The sequence below is a fragment of the Pseudomonas sp. Pmew2 genome (genome assembly GCF_058129885.1).
This window is the reverse complement of record NZ_CM176702.1, coordinates 2,840,686-2,865,856: the sequence shown is the minus strand read 5'-3', so window position 1 is coordinate 2,865,856 and position 25,171 is coordinate 2,840,686. Positions and strand designations below refer to the sequence as shown.

24 protein-coding genes and 2 pseudogenes are annotated in these 25,171 nt (G+C 57.5%); 14 read left to right on the top strand and 12 right to left on the bottom strand.

Translation table 11 applies throughout. From position 1 onward, the window contains the following. Positions 1-439: 439 nt before the first annotated feature. The 5 genes from AC4ANK_RS13080 to AC4ANK_RS13060 all read left to right on the top strand — a co-directional run bounded on the left by AC4ANK_RS13080 (position 440) and on the right by AC4ANK_RS13060 (position 3,355). Entirely contained in the window at positions 440-721 is a 282-nt protein-coding gene (locus tag AC4ANK_RS13080) for a hypothetical protein (protein ID WP_002553776.1), read from the top strand. A gap of 150 nt (positions 722-871) precedes the next feature. Next, positions 872-1,213: an FKBP-type peptidyl-prolyl cis-trans isomerase gene (locus AC4ANK_RS13075; protein WP_002553777.1), complete on the top strand. Its 342-nt coding sequence runs from the start codon at positions 872-874 to the stop codon at positions 1,211-1,213. A 130-nt stretch (positions 1,214-1,343) separates the two neighbouring features. After that, complete coding sequence (locus AC4ANK_RS13070) at positions 1,344-1,571, top strand: hypothetical protein (protein ID WP_002553778.1); 228 nt, start codon at positions 1,344-1,346, stop codon at positions 1,569-1,571. A 51-nt stretch (positions 1,572-1,622) separates the two neighbouring features. Beyond that, entirely contained in the window at positions 1,623-2,327 is a 705-nt protein-coding gene (locus tag AC4ANK_RS13065) for a YoaK family protein (RefSeq protein ID WP_002553779.1), read from the top strand. Between the two features lie 65 nt (positions 2,328-2,392). Continuing rightward, positions 2,393-3,355: a class I SAM-dependent methyltransferase gene (locus AC4ANK_RS13060; RefSeq protein ID WP_002553780.1), complete on the top strand. Its 963-nt coding sequence runs from the start codon at positions 2,393-2,395 to the stop codon at positions 3,353-3,355. Positions 3,356-3,417: 62 nt separating this feature from the next. Here AC4ANK_RS13060 and AC4ANK_RS13055 read toward each other — a convergent pair whose 3' ends face one another. The 3 genes from AC4ANK_RS13055 to AC4ANK_RS13045 all read right to left on the bottom strand — a co-directional run bounded on the left by AC4ANK_RS13055 (position 3,418) and on the right by AC4ANK_RS13045 (position 8,008). Further along, entirely contained in the window at positions 3,418-5,040 is a 1,623-nt protein-coding gene (locus tag AC4ANK_RS13055; protein ID WP_460382787.1) for a methyl-accepting chemotaxis protein, read from the bottom strand. A gap of 310 nt (positions 5,041-5,350) precedes the next feature. After that, positions 5,351-6,970, bottom strand: coding sequence for a methyl-accepting chemotaxis protein (locus AC4ANK_RS13050; protein WP_460385213.1), 1,620 nt, complete (start codon positions 6,968-6,970; stop codon positions 5,351-5,353). Positions 6,971-7,168: 198 nt separating this feature from the next. Continuing rightward, on the bottom strand, positions 7,169-8,008 hold the full coding sequence (locus tag AC4ANK_RS13045) for an IclR family transcriptional regulator (RefSeq protein WP_002553783.1): 840 nt from the start codon (positions 8,006-8,008) through the stop codon (positions 7,169-7,171). A gap of 241 nt (positions 8,009-8,249) precedes the next feature. On the opposite strand from AC4ANK_RS13045, the gene AC4ANK_RS13040 reads away from it, so the two are divergent. The 9 genes from AC4ANK_RS13040 to moaA all read left to right on the top strand — a co-directional run bounded on the left by AC4ANK_RS13040 (position 8,250) and on the right by moaA (position 17,632). After that, positions 8,250-9,278, top strand: a complete 1,029-nt coding sequence (locus AC4ANK_RS13040) for an ABC transporter ATP-binding protein (RefSeq protein ID WP_002553784.1) — start codon at positions 8,250-8,252, stop codon at positions 9,276-9,278. Further along, positions 9,275-10,147: an ABC transporter permease gene (locus tag AC4ANK_RS13035; RefSeq protein WP_002553785.1), complete on the top strand. Its 873-nt coding sequence runs from the start codon at positions 9,275-9,277 to the stop codon at positions 10,145-10,147. Before AC4ANK_RS13040 ends, AC4ANK_RS13035 begins: the two co-directional genes overlap by 4 nt. Positions 10,148-10,150: 3 nt before the next feature. Further along, positions 10,151-10,945, top strand: a complete 795-nt coding sequence (locus AC4ANK_RS13030) for an ABC transporter permease (RefSeq protein WP_005734602.1) — start codon at positions 10,151-10,153, stop codon at positions 10,943-10,945. Positions 10,946-10,962: 17 nt separating this feature from the next. Next, positions 10,963-11,253: a (2Fe-2S)-binding protein gene (locus AC4ANK_RS13025; RefSeq protein ID WP_002553787.1), complete on the top strand. Its 291-nt coding sequence runs from the start codon at positions 10,963-10,965 to the stop codon at positions 11,251-11,253. After that, positions 11,250-12,641 (top strand): FAD/NAD(P)-dependent oxidoreductase, encoded by a 1,392-nt coding sequence (locus AC4ANK_RS13020; RefSeq protein WP_002553788.1) that lies wholly within the window; start codon positions 11,250-11,252, stop codon positions 12,639-12,641. Before AC4ANK_RS13025 ends, AC4ANK_RS13020 begins: the two co-directional genes overlap by 4 nt. Next, a complete protein-coding gene (locus AC4ANK_RS13015) occupies positions 12,638-13,822 on the top strand; it encodes an NAD(P)/FAD-dependent oxidoreductase (protein WP_002553789.1) in 1,185 nt (394 codons plus the stop codon). The genes AC4ANK_RS13020 and AC4ANK_RS13015 overlap by 4 nt, the downstream gene beginning before the upstream one ends. Then, positions 13,819-14,871, top strand: coding sequence for an ABC transporter substrate-binding protein (locus tag AC4ANK_RS13010; RefSeq protein WP_002553790.1), 1,053 nt, complete (start codon positions 13,819-13,821; stop codon positions 14,869-14,871). Before AC4ANK_RS13015 ends, AC4ANK_RS13010 begins: the two co-directional genes overlap by 4 nt. 149 nt (positions 14,872-15,020) lie before the next feature. Continuing rightward, positions 15,021-16,382 carry a cation:proton antiporter gene (locus AC4ANK_RS13005; RefSeq protein ID WP_460382791.1) on the top strand — a complete coding sequence of 454 codons (1,362 nt, stop codon included), beginning with the start codon at positions 15,021-15,023 and terminating at the stop codon, positions 16,380-16,382. 251 nt (positions 16,383-16,633) lie between these two features. Beyond that, positions 16,634-17,632, top strand: a complete 999-nt coding sequence (moaA, locus tag AC4ANK_RS13000) for a GTP 3',8-cyclase MoaA (RefSeq protein WP_002553792.1) — start codon at positions 16,634-16,636, stop codon at positions 17,630-17,632. 39 nt (positions 17,633-17,671) lie between these two features. On the opposite strand, the gene AC4ANK_RS12995 is transcribed toward moaA, so the two are convergent. The 9 genes and pseudogenes from AC4ANK_RS12995 to AC4ANK_RS12955 form a co-directional block, all read right to left on the bottom strand. Next, entirely contained in the window at positions 17,672-18,205 is a 534-nt protein-coding gene (locus tag AC4ANK_RS12995; protein ID WP_002553793.1) for a DUF3833 domain-containing protein, read from the bottom strand. Positions 18,206-18,222: 17 nt separating this feature from the next. Continuing rightward, positions 18,223-18,741 carry a chalcone isomerase family protein gene (locus tag AC4ANK_RS12990; RefSeq protein ID WP_002553794.1) on the bottom strand — a complete coding sequence of 173 codons (519 nt, stop codon included), beginning with the start codon at positions 18,739-18,741 and terminating at the stop codon, positions 18,223-18,225. Positions 18,742-18,965: 224 nt separating this feature from the next. Next, positions 18,966-19,283, bottom strand: a complete 318-nt coding sequence (locus AC4ANK_RS12985; protein WP_002553795.1) for a hypothetical protein — start codon at positions 19,281-19,283, stop codon at positions 18,966-18,968. 643 nt (positions 19,284-19,926) lie between these two features. After that, a complete protein-coding gene (locus AC4ANK_RS12980; protein WP_460382794.1) occupies positions 19,927-21,267 on the bottom strand; it encodes a DUF6531 domain-containing protein in 1,341 nt (446 codons plus the stop codon). Between the two features lie 293 nt (positions 21,268-21,560). Continuing rightward, positions 21,561-21,848, bottom strand: a complete 288-nt coding sequence (locus AC4ANK_RS12975; RefSeq protein ID WP_031597223.1) for a hypothetical protein — start codon at positions 21,846-21,848, stop codon at positions 21,561-21,563. 427 nt (positions 21,849-22,275) lie between these two features. After that, a pseudogene (locus AC4ANK_RS12970) lies at positions 22,276-23,526 on the bottom strand (RHS repeat-associated core domain-containing protein); the annotation flags it as partial. Beyond that, positions 23,519-23,906, bottom strand: a pseudogene (locus AC4ANK_RS12965) (chemotaxis protein); the annotation flags it as partial. The pseudogenes AC4ANK_RS12970 and AC4ANK_RS12965, both read right to left, overlap by 8 nt. Before the next feature lie 85 nt (positions 23,907-23,991). Next, positions 23,992-24,714, bottom strand: a complete 723-nt coding sequence (locus AC4ANK_RS12960; RefSeq protein WP_044423844.1) for a general secretion pathway protein GspK — start codon at positions 24,712-24,714, stop codon at positions 23,992-23,994. Next, positions 24,711-25,133, bottom strand: a complete 423-nt coding sequence (locus AC4ANK_RS12955) for a type II secretion system protein (protein WP_002553800.1) — start codon at positions 25,131-25,133, stop codon at positions 24,711-24,713. The genes AC4ANK_RS12960 and AC4ANK_RS12955 overlap by 4 nt, the downstream gene beginning before the upstream one ends. Positions 25,134-25,171 lie beyond the last annotated feature (38 nt).

Genomic DNA, 25,171 nt, shown 5'->3' with positions numbered 1-25,171 from the left:
AAGGGAAGGCAACTCGGAGGCTCCTGGAGGGTATTCATACGGTCCTGAAAATCAATACGGGCGTTGATCGTACAATACACACAACTGTTTCGTATTTTGTATAAGTATTACAAGACTTGACCAAAAGCACGGCGTATTCCTAAGCCTCGCTCAACCCGGAGCGACGTTTTGCCGCACCTCCAAGTACGACCAGTTGTCTGACAACGGCAGTGTCCGGGTAGATCACACAAATCATTTGTTTTAAAATGTTGCAATAACGTCAGGCCTGCGCAGTGTCCAACGCGACTTGTGTGAATGCACGATCCCCTGCCCTCTGACCAGAATCATAAAAAGAAAGCCCGTCATAGACGGGCTTTTTTCGTTTTCAGCTTTTGCACCCCGAAGCCGGTGACCGGCATCGCGGACGACCCGTTTCTTTTAACCTTTGAGGTGATTTCCCATGCTGCGTATCGTTGTCGTTCATTTGTTCCAGTGGCTCAAGCGCCTATCGTCCGCGCTGTTCTTCCGCAGCGCCGAGGACAACTATTCCCGTAGCTTCACTCGGGAAAACGATGACGAAGGCCGCTGGACCTTTGTTTCAATCGTCATCGTTCTGACCCTCAGCCTTTACTGCCTGGCTGGTCTGGGTTACTACGCCAAGACCAATATCTGGGACGGTTTCACCCAGGAGCAGAAAGAGAATATCGCTCAGGCCATGGTGGTCAGTTCGCAGAATCTCTGACGAACGACACAATCGGAATACGACGGGGAAGCGAAAGCTTCCCCGTTTTCGTTTCGCCCGCTTGTCACAGGCATGCTTTTCTGCGAGAAAGCGCTGCGAAAATGCACGCTCTCGGCATTCATTGAGCGCGCTAAAAACGGAAGCCTTGTAATGAGCAAAGAATTACAGATTACCGACCTGCATCCCGGCGAAGGCAAGGAAGCGGTCAAAGGTGCGCTGATCACCACGCATTACACCGGAACCCTCGAAGACGGCACTGTCTTTGATTCCTCTCACCAGCGTGGCAAGCCGTTTCAGTGCGTGATCGGCACCGGACGCGTTATCAAGGGCTGGGATCAGGGCCTTATGGGCATGAAGGTGGGCGGCAAACGCAAACTGTTCGTGCCTGCCCATCTGGCCTATGGCGACAGAACGATGGGCGCGCACATCAAACCGGGTGCCGACCTGACGTTTGAAATAGAGCTGCTGGAAGTGCTGACCCGCGACGATTGAGCGAGCTGCCTTGCAGATCGCCTTGAATCGGCCGATAACCCTAGCTGACAGGCATAAGCCTGATTGCTTGTTATCGCGGAAAAAGCCATGCTCCGGGTATGGAATTCAAGGTCTTGGCACAGGAACACGTATGGCGCTCAATAAGTCGACTCAGGAGCTGAAGCGGCACCTGAAAGGGACAGCAACCAATCTGGAAAACACGGCGGAAGAAATTCTCAAACTCGCCTCGCAAATGAAAGATGTCGACGTGACGGCAGTACTGCAGATGGTCAACCGCCTTTACAGCGATGCCGATCAGCTCAAGGCCTATGCCGATGAGGTCAGGGCCAAGCGAATCGTACGCGCCAAGCCACTATGAACCGCTGAAACCAACGATCAGACGCGCTTCCATTGGTCCAGAGGGCCTTCGATGCTGCCACAGCCCGCCAGAATCAGCGCCAGCCCCAGGCACCTCAACATGCAGAAATGGCGTGGCCGGGTCGGCATGTGCCTGGTGGCGAGCCTTTCGGTTCTGGCGGGCATGACCGACGCCATCGGTTTCATGGCGACCGGCGACTTCGTTTCGTTCATGAGTGGCAACACCACCCGGCTTGCCGTCGCCATCAGTGCCGGCGACCTGAGCGTGACCCTTCGCCTGGCACTCGCAATCTTCGCCTTTATTGCCGGCAATGCGCTGGGCGTCGTCGTTGCACGGCTTGGCGGCCGGCGCGCCCTGCCCCTGCTGCTGGGGATCGCCACGCTGCTGTGCGCCGCAGCCGCATGGCCGCTGGAAAGCAATATGCTCGCACTGATCTGGGCCATTCTGGCAATGGGCATGCTTAACGCCGCCGTGGAACAGGTCAACGGGCTGCCGGTCGGCCTGACCTACGTAACCGGCGCGTTGTCGCGTTTCGGGCGTGGCCTGGGCCGCTGGATACTGGGCGAGCGCCGGGATGGCTGGCGCGTGCAACTGGTGCCGTGGGTTGGCATGTTCATCGGGGCGGTCATCGGCGCACTGCTTGAACAACGCCTGGGGCTTAATGCCCTGTTGATCAGCGGCAGCCTGTCGGCATTGCTGGGGCTGGTTTCATTGAAAATCCCGCATCGCTGGCAACGTCAGTACATGCCTCGCTGAACCCTGCGATTCCCATCTGCTGAAATACGTTTACCATACGCCGCCTTTCATAACCGACCTTCGTCATGACCCCTGAAGCACTCGCCATCCTGCAACAGCATCTACCCGCCGCCCTGAACAACGTTCCGACTGAAACCCGCCGCCTGTTTCATGGCCGTGGTCGCGTATGGCCGGGGCTGGAGCACATTACCGTCGACTGGATGCAGGGCGTGGTGCTGGTCTCACTGTTCAAAGAGCCTCTTGAGCCCGAACTGGCAGCTCTGACGCAGCTGTTGAACGAGTTGATCGAAACGCCGCAGTGGCAACAAAGTCAGGCCCATACCCTGTTGTTGCAACACCGCTATTTGCCGCAAAGCACTACACAATGGCTGACCGGCGAGGTGGTCGATGAATGGGTGATCACCGAAAATGGCCTGCGTTATAAAGTCGATTTCGGCAAGAAGCAGAACAGCGGTCTGTTTCTGGACATGCGCTATGGCCGCGAATGGGTGCAGGCCCAGGCAAAGGGCAAGCGCATCCTGAACCTGTTCGCCTACACCTGCGGCTTCTCGGTCGCCGCCCTTGCCGGTGGTGCAGACCATGTAGTGAACCTGGACATGGCCCGCGCGGCATTGAATCGCGGTCGTGAGAATCACCGGCTCAATGATCAGGATCTGAGCCGGGTGACCTTTCTCGGGCACGACCTGTTCAAGTCATGGGCCAAAGTCACCCGCTCCGGCCCTTACGACCTGATCATCATTGACCCGCCGTCTTTCCAGAAAGGCAGCTTCATGCTCGACAAGGACTACCAGCGAGTCCTGCGCCGTCTGCCAGAGTTGCTGGATGAAGACGGTTCGGTGCTGGCATGCATGAACGATCCGGCGCTGGGGCCGGACTTTCTGATTCAGCACACGGCAATCGAGGCACCGTGCCTGCGCTTCGAGCAACGCCTGGAGAACCCGCCGGAATTCCCGGATGCGCGGGTCGATGGCGGCCTGAAGGCTTTGGTGTTCAAGGCTGAAGGCTTGAGTCGCACAGGGTGGGCGTGAACCCCGTAACGACTTTCAATCAAGCCTTCAAAACAGTGGCCCGTGCTCGGACCGGGTTTGGATCAGACTGAAAACCTCGATACTAGGCGACTCAGATCCACAGCCAGGCGGGACAGCTCCTGACTGGCTGTGGAGGTCAGGCTGGAGGCAGAAGAGCTCTGGACTGACAAATCGCGAATGCTCACCAGGTTCTCATCGACAGAGCGGGCAACATGCGCTTGCTGCTCCGAAGCCGTTGCAATCATCAGGTTGCGCTCATTGATGTGGCTGATCGATGTGGTGATCTCCTTGATTGCAACACCAGCCTGCTGAGCGATCAGCAACGTCGCGTCGGTTTCCGCATTGCTCTGCTTCATCGACTGGACGGCACCGCTGGAGTTTTTCTGAATACCCTGGATCATCTGTTCTATTTCCTGGGTAGACGTCTGAGTACGATGGGCCAGCGCCCTGACCTCATCGGCGACCACGGCAAATCCACGACCCTGTTCACCCGCGCGGGCGGCTTCGATAGCGGCGTTGAGCGCCAGCAGATTGGTCTGCTCGGCAATCGCGCGGATGACATCGACCACCTTGGCGATATCCTGCGCCTGATGGGCCAGTCCTTCTACTTCAACTCCAGTCTTGTCCACTGTGGTACTGAGTTTTTCCAGCGCAGCGATGGTCTGGCCGACGCAATCCTGGCCGGTCTGCGCAGACTTTTCACAGGCTTGCGTGGAGGTCGAAGCAGCGACCGCATTGCGTGCAACTTCTTCAATGGCTGCGGTCATCTGGTTGACCGCCGTGGCGGCCTGCTCGGTTTCCATCGTCTGGCGTTGGATACCTTGCGCGGAGTCCTGAGTGATGGAGCTCATTTCTTCAGCAGCCGACGCCAACAGGCCCGAGGCATCAGAGATGTGCTGAATGGTGCCCTTGAGGCTTGAGAGCATGGTTGCAGTGGCTTTTTGCAGTTCGGTCAGCTCATCGGCCCCGTTGACTTCCACCGTGGTACGCAAGTCGCCCTCGGCGATTTTGCGTGTCGAGTCGAGCAATGCCTGAACGGGTCTGGCGATGCTGCGGGTGAATAAAGTGGCAACAATCAGGGTAATAATCACGGCCAGAACAATAAGTGTAAGGGTGACGGTTAGTCCACTTTCATAGTTTTTGTCTGCTATGGCCCCTGATTGTTCTGCACCCTTGACGTTGACTTCGATCAATTGTTCTATAGATGATTGCAAGGCCTTCGCCTGCGGGCTGGTAATATCACGGATAAATACGAATAGTTCGCTGTCGGATTTGCTTTTGCTAAGTTCAACCAGCTGGTCGATCTTGTCGCTGTAGGCCAGCAAATCGGCTTTGACTTGTTTCCAGACCTGTTCTTCCTGTGGGCTCGACACCAGCGAGCCGTAAGTGTCGGCTGTTTGCAGTAAGGCATTCTTCAATCCGTTCAGCTTATTGACAGACTCCGGCGACTGCCGCTGGTCATCCATCACAAAACGTCGCGCGTCGAGGCGATACAACAGGCCCGCCGTCTCTATGCGTCCAGCCTGTCTGACGCTGGGCAGCCAGTCTGTCTGCAACTGGTCGGCGGACTGGTGTAACCCGTTCATTTTAAAGACTGCGTTCGTGCCAACCCCGGCAAGCAGCAGGCAAATAATGCCGAAGCTGAGAAGCGCCCTCAAGTTCAAACCTATATTTCTTATTGGCATTTTATAGATCCCCTTGCTGTCACAACGGTAGGGCGGGAACCATGCACAAATGATGGCACCCAAACATCACTTTAATGATTTAAAAATAAAAAAACTACTGTTTAGTGCAAAAACTCCTGGCACCACATAACGCCTTTAATAGTGCTTTAAACCCACCAATAGTCAGACTTTTCAGTTGAGACTATGCTTTTAGTATTACTACCTCATCAGGGTAAATCCCGTAACGCTTGATGCTCTGTTTATACTGACAAATAACACCCGCAGTGTTACCTCTCTCCATGACCGGAGAGCGGTAACACTGTTAAGCGGATCACGCACTCAAGCGCGAGATCACATCGTTAAGGCCAGCTGAAAGGCCTTTCAGTTCATGGCTGGCGTTCTGGGTACGTTTGACGTTGTCCTGATTGGTCACCGCGATTGCGGTGATTTCAGTCAGGTTGCGCGAAATATCCTCTGCCACAGAAGTCTGCTCTTCGGCAGCAGTCGCTATCTGGCGATTCATGTCGCGAATATTCTCGACTGCCACGGTAATGCGCTGCAGTGTAGCGCCGGCATGCGTAACCTGCTCGACACTCTCTTCGCTGTGCGCCTGACCGCCCTGAATGGCTTGCACCGCGTCGCTTGCGCCGGTCTGCACCGAATTAATGATCTGATTGATCTCGGCCGTGGACACGGCGGTACGTTGTGCCAATGTCCGGACTTCGTCAGCCACCACGGCAAAACCGCGCCCGGCTTCACCTGCACGTGCAGCCTCGATGGCGGCGTTGAGCGCCAGTAGATTGGTCTGATCAGCGATCCCGCGAATCACCTCAAGCACCTTGCCGATACGACCGCTGTCTGTTTCCAGGCGCTGAATGACGTTGGCCGTCGAGGAAATCTCACTGCGCATCCGGGTGATGGTGGCGATGGTCGACTGCATGACTTTCTCACCGTCCTGCGCGCTTTGGTCAGCCTCATCCGCAGCCCGTGCAGCATGTGCCGCATGGCGGGCAACTTCCTGGGCAGTAGCGGACATTTCGGTCATCGCGGTAGCGACCTGATCGGTACGCTCAAATTGCTCGTGAGTGCCCTGAGCCATTAATTCGGCAATGGCATTCAGCTCGCCGCCAGCAGTATCGAGGTCGGTGGTACTGCGCTTGAGGCGACTGAAAGTATCTGCCAGAAAATCACGTAGCGTGTTCGCTGCGACGGCCAGACGGCCGAGTTCGTCCTGGCGCGTCACGTCAACGCGTGCAGCGAACTTGCCTTCACTCAACTGGGCGACGTATTCGATAAGCATGCGAATCGGCGCAACCAGATTGCGATTGACAATCCACAGGGCAAGCAGACCTACCAGCAGCGCAGAAACGAGCATTACAACTGCACCAGTCAGGATCGTGCGGTCGGCTTGCTGACTGATTGCAACCGACCGGGCATCGCTGGACTTGTGCAGTTGATCAACCAGGATGGCCATCTGCTCGCTCGTCGGACGGTCTACGCCTTTGACTGCGGCGTCGCCAGCAGAAGCATCGTTGCCCGCCGCGATGAATGCATCACGGCCAGTGCGATAGGCAGTGCCCAATGTGCGGTGCGCCTGCTGCAGTGCCTGCACCTGGCTTTTCAACGATTGATCGGTGCCTTCCATTTCTGCCAGCAGACCCAACGTACTTTGCACCTTACGTTCCTGCTCTTCGAATTGCCCCCAGAATTTGTCGCGGTCTGCCGATGCCTTGCCGCGCAACAGAACGTTTTTCCACTCCTGGACCTGAACCTTGAATTGCAGGTTGGCCTCATCAACGAACTGCGAGGCACGGACCGGACCTTCAAGAAGACTGCGATAGGACTGCACGTTACCGGACAGGAAGTTGAAACAGGCCAGCGCAATGATCAGCACCAGTACAAGACTGCCGCCAAGCAAGCCAAGGATTTGGAGCCTCAGGGATTTCGACATCATGATGATCTCTTGAGAAAAGCGGGTCTGCGTCAGCACGCAGAATATGACGAGCCTCATCCCTTACGGCCGAGCCAGCCCGGCACGTGTGCTCTATGAGGTCATCATCGGCTTGCGCCAATTTTTCTTTAAAAACAGCGACAGTCGGTATAAATGTCAGAAATACGTCAAAAAAATGCCAAAAAGAGAGTAAAAGATCTAATCCGCCTGCCCGAATACCTGACTGGGCCGTCGCAGCGAAGGATCGAAGGGATTGATTCTGGCACTGATGGCCGTGGCTTCACGCTTGAGTAGTTCTACCACGGTCATCAGGCGATCAGGCCCCAAGCGGTCGGAGATAGTTGCCACGCTGAGCGCTGCCACTGCCCGGCCGCTGCGGTCCAGGATCGGCACGGCCAGCCCGGCCATGCCCGGTAGCGCGCCGGTGTTGCGCCCGGCGTAGCCGAGGCGGCGCACGTTTTCGACCTCTGAACGCAGAAACACCTCGTCGTACAGGTGAAAATCCTTGAGCCGTGGCAGGTTGTAGGCAATCACCGTTTCCCGCTCGTCCTCGGGGAGAAACGCGAGAATCGCCAAGCTGCCCTGCCCTACGCCCAACGCAACACGGCCACCAATGTCGCCGGTGAACGTGCGAATCGGGTACGGGCCCTCACTGCGGTCCAGACAGATCGCGTCAAAGCCACTGCGTGCCAGCAGAAACAGCGAGTCGCCCAGCGATGCAGACAGGCGTAACAGACTGGGGCGTACCACGTCGCGCAGATTGCCGGTGTTGCCCGCCTTGGCGGCCAGCGCAAAGAATTCGATGCTCAACCGATAGCGCTTGCTGAGCAGGTCCTGCTCGACCATGCCCTCATCCATCAGGCTGCGCAGCAAGCGGTGCGTGGTGGGTTGCGAGAGCCCGACACGCTGGGCGAGTTGTGTGACCCGCTCGCCGCCCTCGTCGCAATCGCCCAGGCAATGCAATACGGCGAACAGACGCGACACCGCGCTGACGCCCACTTGCGCAGAATAAGTATTCCGATCAGTGGAATTATTCATGAATATAGCTCGCTATTTTTCCACTAAAAGAATTAATTCGAAGAAAGATGTTATTCAGTGAAATTCCTTATTGAGCCCATCCTAGCCTTCGACCTACTCTCAGTCCACAGGGGCGATTTGAACAATCATCGGTAGCCGACTCAGAGCGAGCACCAACGTCCACAGAACTGCATGACTTCATTTCGCATCTGCCCATGACAAACGCGTGCTTCGGCGCGCATGCACACAGGTGGAAGCAGGCATGGCATTTCTGCAGCTCGAAGGTCTCTCCAAACGCTACGGCTCTATTGACGCGGTCGTTGCCACCAACCTGGCCGTCGACAAGGGCGAATTCGTTTCACTGCTCGGCCCTTCCGGCTGCGGCAAGACCACCACTCTGCAAATGATCGCCGGCTTCGTTGAAGTCAGTGACGGGCGCATCGTGCTCGACGGCCGCGACATTACCCACGCCAAGCCCAGCAGTCGGGGTCTGGGCGTTGTATTTCAGAGCTATGCATTGTTTCCACACATGACCGTGGCCAACAACGTTGCGTTTGGCCTGCGCATGCGCAAGGTGCCTGCTGCCGAGTTGCAACAGCGTGTCACACGGGTGCTGGAACTGGTTCGTCTCGGTCAGCATGCCGAGCGCTACCCGCGCGAGTTGTCTGGCGGGCAACGGCAGCGGGTCGCGCTGGCCAGAGCACTGGTGATCGAGCCGCCGGTGCTGCTTCTGGATGAACCGCTGTCCAACCTTGACGCCAACCTGCGCGAAGAGATGCAGTTCGAAATTCGCCGTATTCAGAACGAAGTCGGCATCACCACGCTGATGGTTACCCACGATCAGGCTGAAGCCCTGTCGATCAGTGATCGGGTAGTGGTCATGCAGGCCGGGCGTATAACGCAGATCGACGAGCCCTACACGCTCTACGAACACCCGCGCACGCGCTTTATCTCGGGGTTTGTCGGCAAAGCCAATATGTTGCAGGGCGACCCGGACAGCAGCGGCAACCCGCAGATCCGTCTGCTACCCGGCGATGGCACGCTGACACTCAGCCTGCGTCCAGAGAAAATTGATCTGGTCGAACCCGGCTGCGGAAAGCTGTCAGGGCGTATCGTCACGCGTTATTTTCTCGGCAGCCAGTGGCTATATCGCATCCAGACCGGCATCGGCGAAATAACCGTAGTGCGTCGCAACGACGGCCAGGCACCGCTGGAACAAGGTGCTGCGGTCGGCATCGATTGGCCAGCCGAATTGCTGCGCGTGCTGGACGCCGACGAGGTGCGCGCATGAGCCTGATGAGCGAAATGCGTCAGGGTGGCCGCGGTTATTGGCTGTCAGCCCCGGCACTGGCGTTGTATATCGGCTTGCTGGTGCTGCCGCTGGGCCTGACGCTGCTGCTGTCATTCAACGTGTTCGACTATCAGGTCGGGGTGAAAAGCGACAGCTATACGCTGGCCAATTACACGGCCGTGGTCACCGATTCGTATTTCTATGAAATCTTCCTGCGCACCTTCTGGATCAGCGCGCTGGTAACGTTGCTCTGCGTGTTGATCGGCGTGCCGGAGGCCTACATTCTGAGCCGCATGGGCACACCGTGGCGCTCGATCTTTCTGATTCTGATCCTCACGCCGCTGCTAATCTCGGTGGTGGTCCGGGCCTTCGGCTGGAGCCTGCTGTTGGGGGCGGACGGTCTGATCAACCAGGCCATCCAGTTAATGGGCGGTCGCCCGGTGAAACTGCTGTACACCCCGTTTGCCGTGATCATCGCGCTGGTCCACGTCATGTTGCCGTTCATGATCATTCCGGTCTGGACCTCGTTGCAAAAGCTCGACCCCACCGCCGAACAGGCCGCGCTGTCGCTGGGTGCCAGTCAGGCAAAAGTCATGCGCCTGATCGTCCTGCCACAGGTCATGCCGGGCGTGCTGTCCGGCTCACTGATTGTCTTTGGCCTGGCCGCCAGTTCGTTTGCCATTCCCGGCCTGCTCGGTGGTCGACGTTTGAAGATGGTCTCCACGGTGATCTACGACCAGTACCTCTCGGAGCTCAACTGGCCGATGGGCGCGACCCTGGCGGTGGCGCTGCTGCTGGTCAACCTGCTGGTCATGCTGTCCTGGAACCGCATGATCGAAGGCCGTTACAAAAAAACTCTGGGGGAATGATCCATGTCCAAGAACGGTCCTTTGGCCCTGTCGTTTCATGCGCTGGTAGTGATCTTCATGATGGCCCCGCTGGTGGTGGTGTGCCTGGTGGCGTTTACCCCGGAAAACACGCTGAGCCTGCCCACTACCGACTTCTCGCTGCGCTGGTTCAAGGCGGTGTTCGAACGCGCCGACTTTATCGACTCGTTCTACAACAGCCTGATTCTGGCGTTTGTGTCCGCAACGCTGGCGACGTTGATCGCGGTGCCTGCTGCGCTGGCGATCACCCGCCATACATTTCCGGGCCGCAACTTTTTCAATGCGCTGTTTCTTTCGCCGATCATCATTCCGCACCTGGTGCTGGGGGTGGCGATGCTGCGCCTGTTTGCGCTGATGGGCGTAAACGGCAGCTTCACCTGGCTGATCTTCGCCCACGTGCTGGTCATCACGCCTTACGTACTGCGTCTGGTGCTGGCGGCGGCGATCGGTATCGACCGCAGCGCCGAACACGCCGCCGAGTCATTGGGGGCCAACCGTTTCACCCTGTTTCGGCAGATCACCCTGCCGATGATCCTGCCCGGCGTGGCAGGCGGCTGGTTGCTGGCGTTCATCAACAGCTTCGATGAAGTCACGCTGTCGATCTTCGTCACCTCGCCTGCTACCCAGACCCTGCCGGTGCGCATGTACGTTTACGCCACCGAATCCATCGACCCGATGATGGCTGCCGTATCGGCACTGGTCATCGCCCTCACCGCCGCCACCATGATCCTGCTCGACCGGGTCTATGGGCTGGATCGGGTGCTGGTCGGCAAACACTGATCCGGAGCTTTCACGTTATGGCATTGCTGAAACGACTGGCTGAACATGATCGCCCCGTTCTGCCCTTCACCCTCGATGGGCAACCGGCCAATGGTCTGTTGGGCGACACCGTGCTGACTGCGGTATTGACCGCCAGTGAGCACCTGCGCGGCAGTGACTTCAGTGCCGAGCCGCGCGCCGGGTTCTGCATGATGGGCGCCTGCCAGGACTGCTGGGTAAGACTCGGCAACGGCCAGCGAGTGCGTGCCTGTTCGACGCTGCTGGAAGCTGGCCAGGCGATTATTCGTGAACCGGGGCGGCGGCCATGAGCAAAGACCGCGTTGCCATTATCGGCGCCGGCCCAGCCGGGATTCGCGCTGCCCAGACGCTGCTGGAGCACGGTGTCAAAGCCTGCCTGATCGACGAAGGTCTGCGCGGCGGCGGGCAGATCTATCGTCGCCAGCCAGAGAATTTCCAGCGTTCGGCCAAGGCGCTTTACGGCTTTGAAAGCGGCAAGGCCGTTGCACTGCATCAGGCACTCGATGCACTGACAACACAGATCGACTACCGACCGCAGACGCTGGTGTGGAACGTCGAAGGCAATCAACTCGATACCCTGCACAACGGAACAGTCGCAACCCTGGATTTCACCCGACTGATTGTCGCCACAGGTGCCACCGACCGCATTCTGCCAGTGCCCGGCTGGACACTGCCCGGCGTGTATAGCCTGGGTGCAGCGCAGATCGCACTTAAATATCAGGGCTGTGCGATTGGCGAACGCGTGGTGTTTTGCGGCAGCGGCCCCTTGCTGTATCTGGTCGCCTATCAATACGCCAAGGCTGGCGCGAACGTGCTGGCGGTACTCGACAGCGCGCCGTTTTCAGCCCAATGCAAGGCGCTGCCTGCGCTGCTCGGCCAACCGGCAACCCTTGCCAAGGGCCTGTATTACCGCGCGTGGCTGAGTGCGCATGGCATTCCCGTGCACCAGGGCGCACACCTCACCCGCATCAACGGTGACAAACGCGTAGACGGCATTCACTGGCAACGCAACGGCCAATCAGGCCAACTGGCCTGCGACGCAGTAGCCTTTGCCCATGCGCTGCGCAGCGAGACACAACTGGCCGACCTGCTCGGCTGTGAATTCGGTTGGAGCCCGCTTAACCGAGCGTGGCTGCCCATTCGCGATGACTGTGGGCGCAGCAGCGTGCCAGACGTGTATCTGGCAGGCGACGGTGCTGGAATCATGGGCGCAGACGCGGCGGAAATGGCCGGAGAACTGGCCGCGCTCGGGCTGCTGCAAGACAGCGGTGTCACCGTCGACGCCGTGCGTATCAGTGACCTGCAAACCGCACTGCAACGCATCGAACGCTTCCGCCACGGGCTGGAAACCGCTTTCCCGTTCCCCGAAGACTGGGCCGCCAATGTAGCGGATGACACTGTTGTCTGCCGCTGTGAAGAAGTCTCTGCGGGCGATATTCGCACCACCGTGCAGGACGGTCATTGGGAGATCAACCGGGTCAAGGCCATGTGCCGGGTTGGCATGGGCCGCTGTCAGGGCCGGATGTGCGGCCTGGCAGCCGCCGAGATCATCGCCCGCGAGAGCGGCCGACCACTTGAGCAGGTCGGCCGTCTACGCGGCCAGGCACCGATCAAGCCACTGCCGTTCGGCCTGGAGATGCTGCCCGTGGACAAACAATCAGCGGAGAAACAACCATGAGCACGCTGATTGAAAGCGATGCGATTGTCATCGGCGGCGGCATTGTCGGCTCGTCGGCAGCCTTGGCGCTCGCCCTGAAGGGCAAGCGTGTGGCCCTGCTGGAGCGCGACTTTTGCGGCTCGCACTCCAGCGGCGTCAATTATGGCGGTGTGCGCCGTCAAGGCAGGCCCTTGTCGCAACTGCCCTTGTCGCAACGGGCGCATCAGATCTGGAGCGGCCTGCGTGAGCTGATCGGTATCGACGGCGAATACCAGCGCTCCGGCCACCTCAAACTGGCGCGCAGCGAGCGGGACATGGATGCGCTGCGCAGCTACGCCGAAGCCAGCCGGGGGTTCGGGCTGGATTTGCAACTGCTGGATCGAGAGCAACTGCGCGCCCGTTACCCTTGGGCGGGCGATGTCGCCGTCGGTGCATCGCTGTGCGCCGACGACGGGCACGCCAATCCGCGTCTGGTATCGCCCGCCTTTGCCAGCGCAGCTCGCCGAGCGGGCGCTCAGGTATTCGAGCAGGCGCCGGTCAGCGAAGTCAGTCACGACGGCAACGCCTTCATCGTCACGACCGCCAGCGGCCTGACACTGCGAGCCCCCTGGCTACTGAATTGCGCTGGCGCCTGGGCAGGAGCGCTGGCGGCACAATTTAACGAACCGGTGCCGATGTATTCGGGGCATCCGGCGATGCTGGTGACAGAACCACTGCCGATGTTCATGGACGTCAGCACCGGTGTCGAAGGCGGCGGCATCTATGCCCGGCAGGTGGCACGCGGCAATTGCGTGCTGGGCGGCGGACAAGGCTTTGCCCTCGGCCCTGCGCATGCCAGGCCGGGACAGGCGGCAGTGCTCGACATTCTGCGCAACGCCGTCGAACTCTACCCGCCATTGGCCGGCGCCCAGGCCATTCGCACCTGGAGCGGCACTGAAGGCTACCTGCCTGATCGCGAACCGGTGCTGGGCCCGAGCCTGACCCGGCCCGGGCTGCTGCACGGCTTCGGCTTTGCCGGGGCAGGCTTTCAGATCGGCCCGGCAGCGGGCGAAGCGCTGGCCGAATGGGTCTGCGACAGTGCCTCAACGATCTCGCTCGAGGCCTTTTCCATCGGCCGCTTCCGCCAGGCAGCTAGCCAACCCACTGCGATAGAACCCGCTACTAACGTCATCCCATTGCACAGAGGAAGGTCGTCCCTATGAAAAGCACCAAACGTCTCGCCCTCACCGGCTTGTCATGCCTGCCCTTGGCGGCCGCACTCGTGTCGTTGCCTGCCCAGGCCGAAACCACGCTGTACCTGGGCATGAACGGCGGAACCATGGAGCGCCTGTACGCCGATCAGGTTATGCCTGCTTTCGAGAAGGCCAACAACGTCAAGGTGGTGATCGTGCCCGGCACCTCGGCCGATATCCTTGCCAAGGTGCAGGCGAGTAAAGACAACCCGCAGATGCACGTCATCTTTCTCGACGACGGCATCATGTACCGGGCTATTTCCATGGGCCTGTGTGACGCCCTGCAGCCCAGCGCCAGTCTGGCTGACCTGCCTGCCAAGGCCAAAATCAAGGAACAGGCAGCGGCTGTCAGCCTGGGTGTGACCGGCCTTGCTTACAACACGCGGATGTTCAAGGAAAAGGGCTGGAGCGCGCCCACCTCGTGGATGGACCTGGCCGACAAACGTTTCAAGGACAAGGTGGTGTTCCAGTCACTGGCCTCCTCGACCTTCGGCCTGCATGGCTTTCTGATGTTCAACCGTATCCAGGGCGGCAGCGAGAAAGACGTCGAACCCGGCTTCAAGGCCTGGCCGAAAACTGTCGGCCCGAACGTGCTGGAATACATAGCCAGCTCGGCAAAGATCTCGGAAATGGTGCAAACCGATGAAGCCGCGCTGTTCCCGCTGACGCCTACGCAGGTGACCGCCTTGAAGATCAAGGGCGTGCCGGTGGAGTACGCCTCGCCCAAGGAAGGCGGCGTGGTGTTGAACGTGGCTGAATGTGCAATCGCCAATAACAACCAGCCAGAGCTGGCCCAGAAGCTGGCGGCCTACCTGCTGACACCGGAAGCACAGGCACCTGCGTTGGAATTCGGCGATCAGATCCCGTCAAATCCGAAAACCCCCACCTCCGAGAAGACGCGCGCGCAAGTCGAGGCCATGGAAAAGTACCTGGAAACAGCGGTAACCATCGACTGGGATCAAGTCAACCAGATCCGCCCCGAGTGGAACGCACGCTGGAGCCGCAGTATCGAGCGCTAGTCGCAAGCGGCAAGGTCAAAAGGCCGTGCCGTTTACAGGCAAGCACCGGCTGATCACCGCCCGGCAAATTATTTCAACTTATTACCGCACAAGAGAGTCCCACCGTTACGCCCTCTTCTTGAGGCGCATTTAACGGTGGTTCTTTCTTTATGAGTTTTATTGTCTGCATGAGCGTGCTTGGCGTGCTCTTGATGCTATTGGCACTCACGTCCTCGTACCTGCGCTGGATGCCGGTGACCACGTCAGCGGTATGCCTGGGATTCGGCTTTGGCATCGGGCCGATGGGCCTGGATATCGTCAATCTGGATTTCGAAAAATCCTACGAATGGCTGGAGCGCCTGACCGAGGTGGCGGTGCTGTTTTCCCTGTTCGGTACGGGCATCAAGTTGCGCCTGCCGCTGCGCGGCAAGGCCTGGCACTCTGCCTACTGGCTGGCCGGGCCAGTGATGCTGGTGACCATTGCTGGCGTGACGGTCGCGGGGCACTACATCATCGGCCTGGACTGGGGCGTGTCGTTGTTGCTCGGTGCCATGCTGTCGCCGACCGACCCTGTACTGGCCGGGATGGTCCAAGTGAACAACGCCCAGGACCAGGATCGCCTGCGGTTTGGTCTGTCCGGCGAAGCGGGCCTCAACGACGGGACGGCGTTTCCGTTCGTGATCTTTGCCTTGCTGTACCTGAGTTCCGGGGGCGCAATGAGCGACTGGGTCCAGGGATGGCTGATCAAGGACCTGATCTGGGCGGTTCCGGCCGGTTTGTTGATTGGTTACGGCATGGGCCGCGGCGTTGGCCATCTGATGATCTTTCTGCGCATCAAGAACGCCGACAGCACCACATCACCCAATGACTTTCTGGCGCTGGCATTGATCGCCCTGGCCTACGTGGTCGCGCAAGGTGTGGGAGCCTTCGGTTTTCTTTCGGTCTTTGCCGCCGGATTCGGGCTGCGTCAGGCTGAAGTACGTGTCACGCGCTCAGAGCTGCCATCGGAGCATGCCGCGCAACCGGTCCTGGGGCATATGACTGCATCCCTTGAACAGGGCACAGTAGCGCAGGGCGAAGACATGAGCGACTCGCAACTGGCTGCCGGGGTAATGATGGGCGATATGCTCGCGTTCGGCAGCCTGGTGGAACGCGCGATGGAAGTGTTGCTGATCACCCTGCTGGGCGCTGCGCTGGCAATGTACTGGGACTGGCGCGCGATTGGTCTGGGTATCGCGCTGTTCTGCGTGATTCGTCCTGCCAGCGTTTGGTTGCTGGTGAGTCGTCGCCTGCTCAACGTCCGACAAAAAGCACTGGTTGGATGGTTCGGTATTCGTGGGATCGGCAGTCTTTATTACCTGTGTTTTGCGTTGTCACACGGTCTGGCACACGATGTCGGCCACGTTGTGATCGGCATGACACTTTCGGTCGTAGCGCTGAGCATTCTGGTAAACGGCATCAGCATCCAGCCTTTACTGGAACGCTACGAGCGCAGCGCCGCCGCCAACCCTGATTACGGCAAAGGGCCATAGATGAGGTCGATGAGGGTATTGGAAGAAGCAATTGGACTGCGGCATTTCGACTCGGTAGCGTGGCGGCCATGTAGCAGGTGCATAGCCGCCAGTGCAAAGCTTGAGGCGTGCAGCTAATATGTGGGCAGGCTTGGGCACTTTGCCAGCCTGCGCAAAGGCCCGGATGCTGCACCTTGCAAAAGAGCTGAACCCCTGTAGCACGCTGGCCTCCAAACCTGGAATACAGCTCTCTCGATCATTTAGAAGGTGAAATGTCAGAACCCGTCCTGATGGACCGCTTTGCACGTAAAGTCGATTATCTGCGCATGTCGGTCACCGACCGGTGCGATTTCCGCTGCGTGTACTGCATGGCCGAAGAGATGACGTTTTTGCCTCGGCAACAGATTCTTTCGCTGGAGGAAATCCTTCAGGTAGCCGAGCGCTTCGTGGCGCTGGGTACACGCAAAATTCGTCTCACCGGTGGTGAGCCACTGGTACGCTCGGGTGTCGTGGGTCTGTGTGAAAAGATCGCCGCCCTGCCCGGCCTGCGTGAACTGTGCATGACCACCAACGGTTCACAACTGGACAAACTGGCCGCCCCGCTGTTCAAGGCCGGCGTCACCCGTCTGAACATCAGCCTGGACAGCCTCGACCCGCAACGTTTTCGCGAGCTGACCCGCACGGGTGATCTGCACAAGGTCATTGCCGGTATCGACGCCGCCAATGCTGCCGGTTTTGTGCACACCAAGCTCAACTGCGTGGTAATGCATGGTCGCAATGATCACGAGATCAACGACCTGCTGGCGTTCGCCATCGATCGCAATCTGGATGTCTCGTTCATCGAAGAGATGCCGCTGGGCATCATCAGCGAGCACAGCCGTGCCGAGTCCTTCTACTCCAGCGATCAGGTTCGCGAGCGCATTGCCGAACGTTACACGCTGGTGCCTTCCACCGACTCGACTCAGGGGCCGTCGCGCTACTGGCGTCTGGCTGAAGCGCCGGGCATTCGCATTGGCTTCATCTCACCGCACAGTCATAACTTCTGCGGCACCTGCAATCGCGTGCGCCTGACGGTCGAAGGCCGCTTGCTGCTGTGCCTGGGCAACGAGCACTCCGTGGACTTGAAAGCGGTACTGCGCGCCAATCCCGGTCAGCCTGAGAAACTCGAAAAAGCCATCATCGATGCCATGCAAATCAAGCCGTGGAGCCACAACTTCACCCACGACGATGGCGTGCAGGTGGTGCGCTTCATGAATATGACGGGCGGCTGACAGCCGCCCTGAAGGATAACGCCTCATACGAGGCGTTATTTATTTGCCGGCCTTGCGAAAGAACAAGGTGATCTGCCCGACTTCGACACCCAGCTTGGTCATCGACGAACGATTGGCCATGGTCTGCTTGTCGATCAGGTACATCCAGTCATCCAGGCTGACGTCATACTCGGTGCCGTCCACCGGCAACCTGAGCACATAGTTCCAGTGGAAGCTGTTGCCTGACACTTCGCCATAGGCCTCGCCAACCACGTCACCTGCCGTGCCCTTCCAGCGTCCCGGACCATCGGGACGCAAACGCCACTCCCGAACCTGCTTGGTGCCATCGCTGTAGCTGAAGGCCTCGTGCATGACCAGCACTTCGCCTTCACTGTGCCCGTCGATCACCACGGTAAAGCGCTTGGTGACTTCACCGGAGCGCTTTTGAAACATTCCCCAGGCCTCGACACGCCCGGTGAAGTACTGGCGCAGATCGAGCTTGGGCTCTTCCTGACTGTAACGGGTTACCGGCACACCGCCGCAGCCGCTCAGTACAAGCCCCGCAAACAACATCAACATCCACTTTCTCAGCATGCGCCCTCCTTGATGGGTCATGAGCCGGTACTGCCGAGCAACTGCTCACGCAGCTCGGGGTTACGGGTTTTCGGGTCAAGCCAGATGGAAAAGAAAGCCTTGGCGAACTCACTGTCGGGCACGACATGCTGGAGTTTGTCGCCGACATAGAAACGCGCTTCGCGGCCGGGCAGGTAAACCCCGGTAATCTTCATGCCCGGCTTAACATCGACAAATGACTGGTTCATTTGCTGACGCCATTGCGCCAGTTGCTGATCGTTCACCTTCGACCCGGAAATACGCTTGATCTCATCGATACTGGCATCGACCAGATCTTCGCGGTCAATATCGCGATGGTAAGTCAGCTCAAGAGCCAGCGGCGCACTCGCTACAAAGGGTTTGGCGGGACTAAGCAACCTGGCCGTGTAGACACGAAAGCCGAACAGGCTGAGATCACCGCCACCGACAACCTGGGCATTGGGCAATGCCTCCCGCCAATCCGCCGAAGCGCCAGCGCTGAGCAACATCACCAACCATAGCCATCGTGGCGCACGCATCGGCAACCTCTGTGTAGGTCAGGTGCAGGCGCTGCCATGAAAGCATCGGCAGGCCGGGAATGAGAGAAGCCAGATAACTGACTCATGGCCGGAATCTATACCAGCAAAAACACTTTGTACAACCAATAAGGCAATTACCCTTTCGGGCGCTGAAAATAAAAAAGCCTGTTCCCGATCAGGTTCGGGAACAGGCTTCAGGGCTCAATACTTATCGCACCTTGAATTCAGGCGACCTGAGAGTGTGCCTGCAGACGGCTCTTTTGCCATTCGCTTTTCAGCGCCTGCAGCGTATTTTCCACATACGTGCGGTCGGCAGCCGCTTTTTTGCCGACATAACCCTGACCGCGGCGAAACATCTTCAGCGCAGTGCGCATCTGTGGATGAGCGTCACGGAATTCGTCTTCCTGGGTGAATGGCGACATGGCGTCGACATGGACTTCACCCGAATCGGCAATCCATACGATGTGGTTGTCCAGCGTGTCTTTGCATGCTGCAAACAGACGAGCCAGTTCATCAATAGTCGGTTGCTTGTTGATATTCATGTGATGCTCCTTCGCTCGTAGACCGTTCAATAATTGATACATCAAGTTCATGCGCCAGAGCGTCATCAATGCAACACACGTAAGTGTTGGTCGAATGTCGCTCCAGCCCCTCAAGGACATGCAGGTAGCCTTGATGAAGAGCCGCTACACAGCGGCATCAGCGTAGAGAGAAGAAGTCACGAAACCCAAAGACCTGGCCCAGGATCGGCAATCGATCCATTACAAGCATCATGAGGACGTTTCGCCAGCTTCTCGCCCTTATCAGTTCAGCTCCATCAATCTGCCTTGTGGGCAGCCTACATCCGGGAACATCTCGACGGCTTGCCGAGCCTGTTCAGTACACTTTTGCAGCGCTCCCGATCGGGGAGACAGCTGCATAATGCAAAAGGAAAACGGGTACGTCAACGATTATGTAGTGATTATTTTTAGTCACTACATAATCGTATGCGGGGCGGGGGGTTAGGTGAAATGGTGACTGGAGGGTCATGATTGGGGTCGACGATTATCGTGCCAATGCGCGTTGGCGTGCAGTTCTGGGCGCTCTGCGTCCGCCAAGCTTCATGATCAGCTCTACCTGAGCGCCGCCCGCTTGAAATACCCTTCGCAACCTACAAATTCCCGACAGCGCGCACATAGAATAAAACTACCGAGCGACAGACTGCCGACTGATTTCTCTCCCTTGGTCATCATAACGATAAGAAGTGATCCGCTGGTCATCGACAGTTTTGACAGGTAGAAATCGCGCTGGGTCCCACTCCGTTGTAATGGTACGAGCGACTGGTGTGCCACTTGCTTCGGTACGACTGACCTCAAGACCGCGATCATCGTAGGTGTAGGTAGTCACCAGGCCTTTCGCATCGGTCTTGGTCAGCATCAGACCGCGCTCGTCATACGTATAGGTGGAGTTGCTAGCAGGGCAATTTGCAGATGGCTCGCCTTCAACGGATATGACACGCTTGATGCCACCGATCTGTTGATAATGATAAATGGTGGTTTTGCCCAATTCGTTTGTGACCGTGCTGGAGCCGTCTGTGTTGTAAGCAACCTGAGTGAGGCCTGCACCATCGCTGTGCTGGCTACTGACTGCTCTCCCCTTCTCGTCGTAGGACCACGTTGCAAACCGGACCCCGCGCTCGTCTGTGATGCCAGTGAGCAAACCAGTGTTTCGGGGGTCTTCGTAATGGTAATGCCTGCGGGCTGTCACTCCATTCTGAACACGCTCTACCTCAGTCAGATGAAGATTGGCATCGTACTTATAGTTGATGATTACTCCCTCAGAGCTGAAACTCAAAGGCTGATGTCTTGCGTCCTCCGTAAACGTCAATACTTGACCATTTAATGCAATGACTTTCACCTCCCGACCAGCGTAGGCCAGCGTGTATTGAATACTACCGGCCTCAGTTACCGACGTTAACCGACCTGCAAGGTCAAATTGATAAACTGTATTAGCTGGGCTCCTGTACTCCCATCCAGCCTCCAGCCTGACCAGACTACGATTGCCAGAATCATCGACGTACACGCCTTCAGACAACTTATAGAAAATGGCTTTTCCGTCCGCACTAACGAAACTTACATACTCACTTTCACTGGTTATATTTAAGTGAGCGGAATAACTATGCCTCCAAGAGCCATCCAGGCTATTGTAGAATCGCCCAAAAGCCAGACCCGATGAATGAACGTAATCTTTTTCATACTCGAACTTGTTACCCGATGCAGGCAAGATAGGGTTACCCACCCAGTCATTTTTTGCGGGCAAACCTTGCATTTTATCTACGCCGCACGTTCCAGTTGTGGGATTGTATTCGAGGCCATTAGCACAGCCATCACCAACCCGAAAAAAAGTATAGTTTTCAGTAGAATAAAGCACGCTAAGGTCCGGCTTCATCCTAAAAGAAAACCGGCACCCCGCAACAGCCTTTACAGAATAATTAACAGGGTAATAAATATTAGCAATCGATATAGTATTTTCCTCGACTATAGTCATACTAAACTCTAGCTGTCGCAACACAGTGTCTCGACATGCTGCTTCAGCCGACGGAAAAAAATTTATATTTTTAAAAGTCCACTGATATTCATCTGCAGCCGCGTCCGACGCTGCGACGCTGCGACAAGAAAAATAATGCTTATATACAACTTAAAACCCGTGATGCATCCTTTTTTATTATATCCACGCTCTGAAAAACTAAAATAATTATAGCAAAACCAACAACCAGCACAAAGGCAGTTAGCGCATTTAAATCTGCAGACACAGTAAAACGCAGCCATAAAAACTGACGATCAAAATAAACTTAGACGTGAAATTATCGCATCGAGTTCAATCAGCGAACTGTCTATCAATTTTTTCTCATCTACAGTCAAATGACGCCCAGCATCAAGAGTAACTCCATTTATTTCTTCCATCAAAGAAATCAGCGGAAATACAGCTTCTGCCCATTCTTCGGAATCGATTATCGCCCTAACACCTTCAACCCCTTGAATAAGACTATTTAAATTGAGCACACCGTCACGGTAATCGCTCACAAGACGATGCAATACAGAGACTTGGCGATCAAGAAACTCATTCATCATTAGATCCTTACTTAGGGATAACGTTGATTACTCTACCACCGCTGTTAGTGACTACCGTGACGCCGTTCGAACCAACGTGGACGGTAGTTCCTGGAGTATTACCCGAAGATGACTTACCATTCTGGATTGCATCTTCAACTGCTGACGGGGGCACACCTCGCCCCTGCATACGATCCAACGCATGTCCTGAGTATTCGCGGCCATCTATTTCAGTAGGCTCATTTGTACCAGACTCAACATCAATAGGACTTCCTCGTTGACCCGTCGGGGTACTTGCATCCTTGTCGCCACTATTGGGGAATTCTTCTGCAAAAAACCCTCCCAACAGGGCTCCCGTTACAGCGGTGCCTATGGCAGCACAAGCAGAAGCCGCTGCTTCTGCCGTAGCTGTACACGCTGCCCAACCGATACCAGGAACGAAACACAGTGCTAAAGGATTGAGTCCTTTAGGGTCGGTATATTTCAGCGGGTTGCCAAGCACGTATCCGAAGGTGTTGAGCCCACCACCCAACCCAATCGGGTCACTCTGCACATAACGCCCGGTATCCGGATTGTAATCCCGATAATAGTTATAGCTTAGCTGCGTTTGTGCATCGTAAATCTGTCCCGGAAACCGCAGCGCGATGCTTGTAGCCTTGCCATCACCGTCCACATCCTCCTCGGGTGAGCCGACACCATACGCATCGCTGTTCCATCGCCACAGCAGTGCCTGGGTGCTGTCTGTCGCCAGTCTTGGCGTGTTCAGGTGATCGACATGCAGGTAGATCAGTTTGCTGCTGCTTACCTCGCCCAGCGTGGAGAAGTTGGCCGTCAACTGTGCCAGTGGCATGTTGTCCAGCCAGAACCAGTATTGACCGCTGGTTTTCTGGCCGTTTCCGTCATAGAAGGTTTGGCCGATCAGTTTGCCGTTTGGATCATACAGGTAGGTGGTTGTACCCGCCAACGCCTGGCTTCCCATCACGTAAGCGCGCTTGATGATTCGTTGGCCTAACGCGTTGTACTTGTAGTCGGCAATTTTGTAGATGTTTGCCTGATAAACCTCGCTCAGACGGCCTTGGCTGTCGTAGGTGAATCGACGGCCATTGATCTGCGTGTGGTTACCCGCAGCGTCCACAGGCAGTGTGGAGCCATTGATGCTGGTAAGCCGGTTACTGTCTCTGGCATAGTTTAACGACTGAGTCTCAGTGGCATCGCTTGTGGTCAGATTGGTGGTGGTACGCTGAGTCCTGTTGCCTGTGGCGTCGAAGCTGTAAGCCTTTTTGACGCTGTTGGTTTGCTCCTGAGTCAGACGGCCCAGCGCATCATATTCATACTGGACCGCGCCCCACAGGCTGGTGGCCGTTTCGGAAATGTTGCTGTCAGCGTCGTAACGATAAGTCGTCTGCCAGTTACCGACCTGCTGCTGGGTCAGTTGATAATCCTGGTCATAGGTTCTCGACAGCAGGATACCGTTGCCCCAGGTCAGCGAATTGACTGGGCCGAATGGCTGGTAGGAAATGTTGCTTGCCAGTGTCGCCGTCTTGTTGCCAATTGCCAGCTTGACGCCTGTTACCTGTGCCGCGCTATTGCGGGTGTAGGTCAGGTTGATACTTGATGGATAGCCGATTTGCACCAGATTACGGGCAGCGTCATAACCGTAATTCAGCGTTTCGTAATAGTCGCCGCTGTTAACGCCCCACCAGCCCCTGCTGCTCAGCAAACCTGGCCAGTTCACGACTCCTGACTGCTGTCTGCTCTGCACCGGCACTCACCTTAATGACCAGTGAGTTGATGTCATTAACGTTGCGGTGGATCTCTATCGGCCACCAGGCTTTGCTCTTCAGCGGCCGAAGCGACCTGAATATTGCGGTCACTGATGTTCGCGATGCCTTCGGCGATTTCTTCCAGCAGTTCGCCAGCGCGTACGACGTTGCTGGCACCCTCCTGCGCAATGCCCAGGGTTTCCTGCATGGACGCGGCAGCGCGTTCGGAGCAGAACTGCAAGTTGGTCTGATCGGCGACGCCTCGGATGACACCCAATACCGAGGAAATGGCGTTGCTCTCGCCCTTGAGCTCGTCACAGCCTCAGGCAGATATTGCTGGGGCCAAGGCTCTTGCTTAGCCTGCGTCCATAGATATGACGCTCTGCTGCAATCCTGCCTCACTCCTCCCACCGCAACACCGTATAGGCCTTGCCTCGCCCCTCCATCGAATTCAACAACACCGTCACCTGCAGCCGCGCCATAGACCCCTCTGCCCTCTGCGCGCGGCTCTCGATCACCAGCACCTCCCCAGGATCGACGCCCACCGCGTTTCCTGTTGGCAGATTGAGTGCCATGCGCATCAGCGGGCTTGCGAAGGCCGGATCAGGTCGGTCGAAGCCGCTCCACAGCGTGATTTCAGGCAACAGCCTGCTGTACAGCGCTTGCGTCATGCTCGGCAGTTGCCGAACTTCTTCAAGCAAGCGAAATGGCGGCTGGCCGTGATTTCGCCGAACTTCGAGTTCACCGGCTATTTGACTGGCTTGCGCCTGACTCGCGCCGCACGCCATTGCCAGACGGGAAAAGTCTTCCGCTTGAGCGTTGTTCAGGTAGAGCTTGCCGTTCTCGCTGTGCAGGCTGACGTAGAGCTGCGTGTCGTCGAATTTCAGGGCTATTTCACGTGCGTCGGCGACCCACTTTTTGCGCTGCACAGGGTCAGCCAGGGCCTGCACCGCCAGCTCGACGCCAACCTCTGCGGCCAGCAGTGCCTGGCTGTGCTGGCGAAGATGCAGCGCCTGGCGATTTTCCAGTTGCACCCAGCCGGCCAGTGACCCCAGCAGCAGGCTGAGCAAGGCCATGACCCAAAGCACCACCAGCAATGCAATGCCACGCTGCGGCATCATGCACACACGCCATCGTTGGGGATTAACAGGTGCACCTGATCAGTCGCCGGACGCAGTCTCAAGGTACTGAAACGCGCCTGATGCCGGGCGTCGCTTACCGTCAGGTCCAGGCGAAACAGGCGCAGTTGGCCTTGACGTGTCGGTTGCCGGGCGACGCTCAGTTGCCAGTTGATACCGCCACCCAGACTGCCCTGGCGGATACCGTCAGCCAACGGCCCTACTGCTTCCTGATCCATCACGCTCATGGCGGCTTCGGTCAGGCGGTCGCTCTGCTCGGCCTGCGACAGGGAATGCACACTCTGGCCGAAGGCGACCAGCAGGACCGTGCTGCAAATGGCCATAAGGGTCAATGCGGCAAGCATCTCCAGCAAAGTGAACCCACGCTGGTGGCGTGCGGCGTCGGCTCGGCTCTCACACATGCGGTTCAGCCTCGGGGTCGCGGTAGGGCCCTTCAGGA

Bases quoted from the DNA above. Each gene is read 5' to 3' on its own strand.
- AC4ANK_RS13080 (WP_002553776.1), top strand. From the start codon at position 440: ATGCTGCGTATCGTTGTCGTTCATTTGTTCCAGTGGCTCAAGCGCCTA.
- AC4ANK_RS13075 (WP_002553777.1), top strand. From the start codon at position 872: ATGAGCAAAGAATTACAGATTACCGACCTGCATCCCGGCGAAGGCAAG.
- AC4ANK_RS13070 (WP_002553778.1), top strand. From the start codon at position 1,344: ATGGCGCTCAATAAGTCGACTCAGGAGCTGAAGCGGCACCTGAAAGGG.
- AC4ANK_RS13065 (WP_002553779.1), top strand. From the start codon at position 1,623: ATGCTGCCACAGCCCGCCAGAATCAGCGCCAGCCCCAGGCACCTCAAC.
- AC4ANK_RS13060 (WP_002553780.1), top strand. From the start codon at position 2,393: ATGACCCCTGAAGCACTCGCCATCCTGCAACAGCATCTACCCGCCGCC.
- AC4ANK_RS13055 (WP_460382787.1), bottom strand. From the start codon at position 5,040: ATGCCAATAAGAAATATAGGTTTGAACTTGAGGGCGCTTCTCAGCTTC.
- AC4ANK_RS13050 (WP_460385213.1), bottom strand. From the start codon at position 6,970: ATGTCGAAATCCCTGAGGCTCCAAATCCTTGGCTTGCTTGGCGGCAGT.
- AC4ANK_RS13045 (WP_002553783.1), bottom strand. From the start codon at position 8,008: ATGAATAATTCCACTGATCGGAATACTTATTCTGCGCAAGTGGGCGTC.
- AC4ANK_RS13040 (WP_002553784.1), top strand. From the start codon at position 8,250: ATGGCATTTCTGCAGCTCGAAGGTCTCTCCAAACGCTACGGCTCTATT.
- AC4ANK_RS13035 (WP_002553785.1), top strand. From the start codon at position 9,275: ATGAGCCTGATGAGCGAAATGCGTCAGGGTGGCCGCGGTTATTGGCTG.
- AC4ANK_RS13030 (WP_005734602.1), top strand. From the start codon at position 10,151: ATGTCCAAGAACGGTCCTTTGGCCCTGTCGTTTCATGCGCTGGTAGTG.
- AC4ANK_RS13025 (WP_002553787.1), top strand. From the start codon at position 10,963: ATGGCATTGCTGAAACGACTGGCTGAACATGATCGCCCCGTTCTGCCC.
- AC4ANK_RS13020 (WP_002553788.1), top strand. From the start codon at position 11,250: ATGAGCAAAGACCGCGTTGCCATTATCGGCGCCGGCCCAGCCGGGATT.
- AC4ANK_RS13015 (WP_002553789.1), top strand. From the start codon at position 12,638: ATGAGCACGCTGATTGAAAGCGATGCGATTGTCATCGGCGGCGGCATT.
- AC4ANK_RS13010 (WP_002553790.1), top strand. From the start codon at position 13,819: ATGAAAAGCACCAAACGTCTCGCCCTCACCGGCTTGTCATGCCTGCCC.
- AC4ANK_RS13005 (WP_460382791.1), top strand. From the start codon at position 15,021: ATGAGTTTTATTGTCTGCATGAGCGTGCTTGGCGTGCTCTTGATGCTA.
- moaA (WP_002553792.1), top strand. From the start codon at position 16,634: ATGTCAGAACCCGTCCTGATGGACCGCTTTGCACGTAAAGTCGATTAT.
- AC4ANK_RS12995 (WP_002553793.1), bottom strand. From the start codon at position 18,205: ATGCTGAGAAAGTGGATGTTGATGTTGTTTGCGGGGCTTGTACTGAGC.
- AC4ANK_RS12990 (WP_002553794.1), bottom strand. From the start codon at position 18,741: ATGCGTGCGCCACGATGGCTATGGTTGGTGATGTTGCTCAGCGCTGGC.
- AC4ANK_RS12985 (WP_002553795.1), bottom strand. From the start codon at position 19,283: ATGAATATCAACAAGCAACCGACTATTGATGAACTGGCTCGTCTGTTT.
- AC4ANK_RS12980 (WP_460382794.1), bottom strand. From the start codon at position 21,267: ATGACTATAGTCGAGGAAAATACTATATCGATTGCTAATATTTATTAC.
- AC4ANK_RS12975 (WP_031597223.1), bottom strand. From the start codon at position 21,848: ATGAATGAGTTTCTTGATCGCCAAGTCTCTGTATTGCATCGTCTTGTG.
- AC4ANK_RS12960 (WP_044423844.1), bottom strand. From the start codon at position 24,714: ATGATGCCGCAGCGTGGCATTGCATTGCTGGTGGTGCTTTGGGTCATG.
- AC4ANK_RS12955 (WP_002553800.1), bottom strand. From the start codon at position 25,133: ATGTGTGAGAGCCGAGCCGACGCCGCACGCCACCAGCGTGGGTTCACT.